Here is a 2,921-nt window from a genome sequence, read left to right on the forward strand (position 1 = left end):
GGCATCATCTCCGCAAATCCTTCAGACCAAAGCGAGCCCCACCAACACCCCCATCTCCAGCAATTCCAGCAACGCCCCCGCCGTGTCCCCGGTAGTCCCGCCCAACCGCCGCATCATCAAAAGCCGCAGCCAGACAAACCCGACCAGCGAAATCAGCACCGCGCCAATACCCGCGATGAACACGCAGCCCAGCGCACTCAACCCCAGCACCCACCACCCCGCTCTACGCGGCAGATGATCGGCCAGTGCCTGACCCAAGCCGCCCGCACGCACATACGGCGTAGTCAGAAACAACCCCAACAGCGCCGCTCGCCCGAGTACCGGAACGATGATCAGCGCCAGGGTATGCCCTTGCTCGATCAGCGCCAGCAGCGCGGCAAATTTGAGCAACAGGACCAGCACCAGCGTGACCACCGCAATCGGCCCGCTGCGCGGATCTTTCATGATCGTCAGCGTGCGCTCGCGATCACCAAAACCGCCGAGCCAGGCATCGGCGCTGTCGGCCAGGCCATCGAGATGCAGCGCGCCGCTGAGCAATACCCACACGGTCAGCAATAGCGCCGCATGCAGCAACAACGGCGCGCCGGCCAACAACAGATTCAACGCGAAGAGGATCAGCCCGAACAGCAATCCCACCAGCGGATAAAACAGCAGCGAACGGCCGAGCTGGTGCGGCTCGGGCATGCCCGGCAGGCGAATCGGCAGGCTGCTGAGAAACTGCAAGGCGATCCACAGCGGCAACATCTCAGTGACCTTCCTTGAGCGCGCCGTCCGCAGCGACCGTCAGCGCAAACAGCGCACCGTGGCCGACTTCGACATTGAGCAGTTGCTCGCGGGGCAAACTTCGGGCCTGCGCCAGCAACAAGCGCATCACACCGCCGTGGCTGACCAGCAAAATCCGTTCGCTGGCGTAAGCCGCGTGCAATCGCGCGACCGCCGCCAACACCCGTGCGGAAAACACCCTGACTGGCTCGCCTTGGGGTGGCGTAAACCCATACGGATCAGCCCAGAACAGCCCCAGCGCTTCGGCATCCGTCTCCATCAATGCCGCCGCGCTCTGCCCTTCCCACGCGCCGAAATGCAGCTCTTGCAGATCCTTGTCCAGATGCACGGACAGGTTCAATTGCTCACCGAGTTCGGCGGCGAAGCGCGCGCAACGCTGCAATGGCGAACTGACGATGCGATCCCACGGCCCGCCGTCGACCACCGCTGCACGCATCTGCGTCCAGCCGTTTGCGGTCAGCGCATCGTCGAGGCTGCCGCGCAAGCCGCCGCCCAGTTCCGTTTCGCCGTGGCGCAGGAGATCCAGGCGCAGGCTCATGCCGGGCGATCCGCCACGGCTGCTTCGGCGAACGTCGCCATTTGCCCGTGCAGGTCACACGCGAGGCGCAACAACGGCACCGCCAACGCCGCGCCACTGCCCTCGCCCAAGCGCAGGCCGAGCTCCAGCAGCGGCTCGGCGCTCAAGGTTTCCAGCACATGGCGATGGCCCGGCTCGGCACCGCGATGGCCAAACAACAGCCACTCGCGACAGGCCGGATTCAAGCGCACCGCGACCAGTGCCGCGACCGTGCAGATGAAGCCGTCGACCAGCACCGCAATGCCTTCCTGCGCGCACGCCAGATAGGCACCAACCAACGCGGCAATCTCGAAGCCGCCGAGATTGAACAGTGTCTGCAAGGCATCGCCACGCTGTGCGGCATGCAGCGCCAGAGCGCGTTCGATGACTTGCGCCTTGTGGCTGACGCCAGCGGCATTCAGCCCGGTGCCGGGACCGGTCAGGTGCGCCACCGGGCAATCGAGCAAGGCACAGGCCAGCGCACTGGCCGCCGTGGTATTGCCGATGCCCATCTCGCCGCCGATGAACAACTGGGTGCCGGCGGCTTTCGCGCGCAAGACGCTGTCGCGACCGGCCTGCAAGGCCGATTCGCCCTGCGCCTGAGTCATCGCTGCGCCCTGAGCGAAGTTCGCCGTTCCCGCGCCGATGTTCAGATGGCGCACGCCGGGCAGATTCAGCGCCGGATTCACCGTGCCGAGATCGACCACTTCCAGCTGCGCGCCGAGCTGGCGCGCCAGCACGCTGATCGCCGCGCCGCCGCTGACAAAGTTGAGCAGCATCTGCCCGGTAACTTCTTGCGGATAAGCCGATACGCCTTCGGCTACCACGCCATGGTCGCCAGCGAAAATCGCGATCCAGACTTGATCCAGCGTTGGCTTGAGCTGACCTTGCAGACCGGCCAGTTGCACGGCCACCGATTCAAGGCGCCCCAGCGAACCGGCCGGTTTGGTCAGTTGCTGCTGGCGCTCGGTCGCTTGCGCGATGATGTCCGAGTTCACGGTGTTGCACGGGTTCAGCCACCAGGTCGGGCTCATAACGCAGGTCCTTTCAAAGTCAGGGGCAGGCCGGCAACAGTCAGGACAACTCGCTGACAACGCTCGGCCAGAGCTTGATGCAGCCAACCGGCTTCATCGACATAGCGGCGGGTCAATTCGCCCAGCGGCACGACACCCATTCCGGTCTCGTTGCTGACAAAAATGATTTCGCCCGGCAACAACGCCAGGCAGTCGAGCAAGGCTTCACGCTCGGCCGCGAGACGTTCGGCGTCGTCGAGCATCAGCAGATTGGTCAGCCACAGCGTAAGGCAATCAACCAGCAGGCAGCGCTCGGCGTCGGCGGATTCGCGCAGCACGCGGGCCAGTTCCAGTGGTTCTTCGATCAACGCCCATTCGACCGGGCGACGTGCGCGATGATGGGCGACGCGTTGATTCATTTCGCCGTCCAGCGGTTGGCTGGTGGCGATGTAAGTCACCGCCAGATGGCTGTCGCTGGCGAGTTTTTCCGCCAGACAACTCTTGCCGGAGCGGGCGCCGCCGAGAATCAGTTGGAGCATGGGTTCATCCAAAAATGTGTGGTGAGGCCA

The 2,921-nt window shown here is 64.6% G+C and carries 4 protein-coding genes; all 4 read right to left on the reverse strand.

The window, feature by feature from the left end:
- Window positions 1-21: 21 nt before the first annotated feature.
- Genes D6877_RS25905 through cobU form a run of 4 tightly spaced genes read right to left on the reverse strand, consistent with a single transcriptional unit; the run spans window position 22 to window position 2,891 of the window.
- Entirely contained in the window at window positions 22-744 is a 723-nt protein-coding gene (locus D6877_RS25905) for an adenosylcobinamide-GDP ribazoletransferase (RefSeq protein WP_130912548.1), read from the reverse strand.
- 1 nt (window position 745) lies between these two features.
- Window positions 746-1,321 (reverse strand): alpha-ribazole phosphatase family protein, encoded by a 576-nt coding sequence (cobC, locus tag D6877_RS25910; RefSeq protein WP_130912549.1) that lies wholly within the window; start codon window positions 1,319-1,321, stop codon window positions 746-748.
- Entirely contained in the window at window positions 1,318-2,373 is a 1,056-nt protein-coding gene (gene cobT / locus D6877_RS25915) for a nicotinate-nucleotide--dimethylbenzimidazole phosphoribosyltransferase (protein WP_130912550.1), read from the reverse strand. The genes cobC and cobT overlap by 4 nt, the downstream gene beginning before the upstream one ends.
- The gene (cobU, locus tag D6877_RS25920; protein ID WP_130912551.1) at window positions 2,370-2,891 is read right to left on the reverse strand and encodes a bifunctional adenosylcobinamide kinase/adenosylcobinamide-phosphate guanylyltransferase; all 522 of its coding nucleotides are present in this window, start codon (window positions 2,889-2,891) and stop codon (window positions 2,370-2,372) included. The genes cobT and cobU overlap by 4 nt, the downstream gene beginning before the upstream one ends.
- Window positions 2,892-2,921: the final 30 nt, after the last annotated feature.

The sequence above is a fragment of the Pseudomonas sp. Sample_9 genome (assembly GCF_004307535.1).
Taxonomy (GTDB): Bacteria; Pseudomonadota; Gammaproteobacteria; order Pseudomonadales; family Pseudomonadaceae; genus Aquipseudomonas; species Aquipseudomonas mercuritolerans.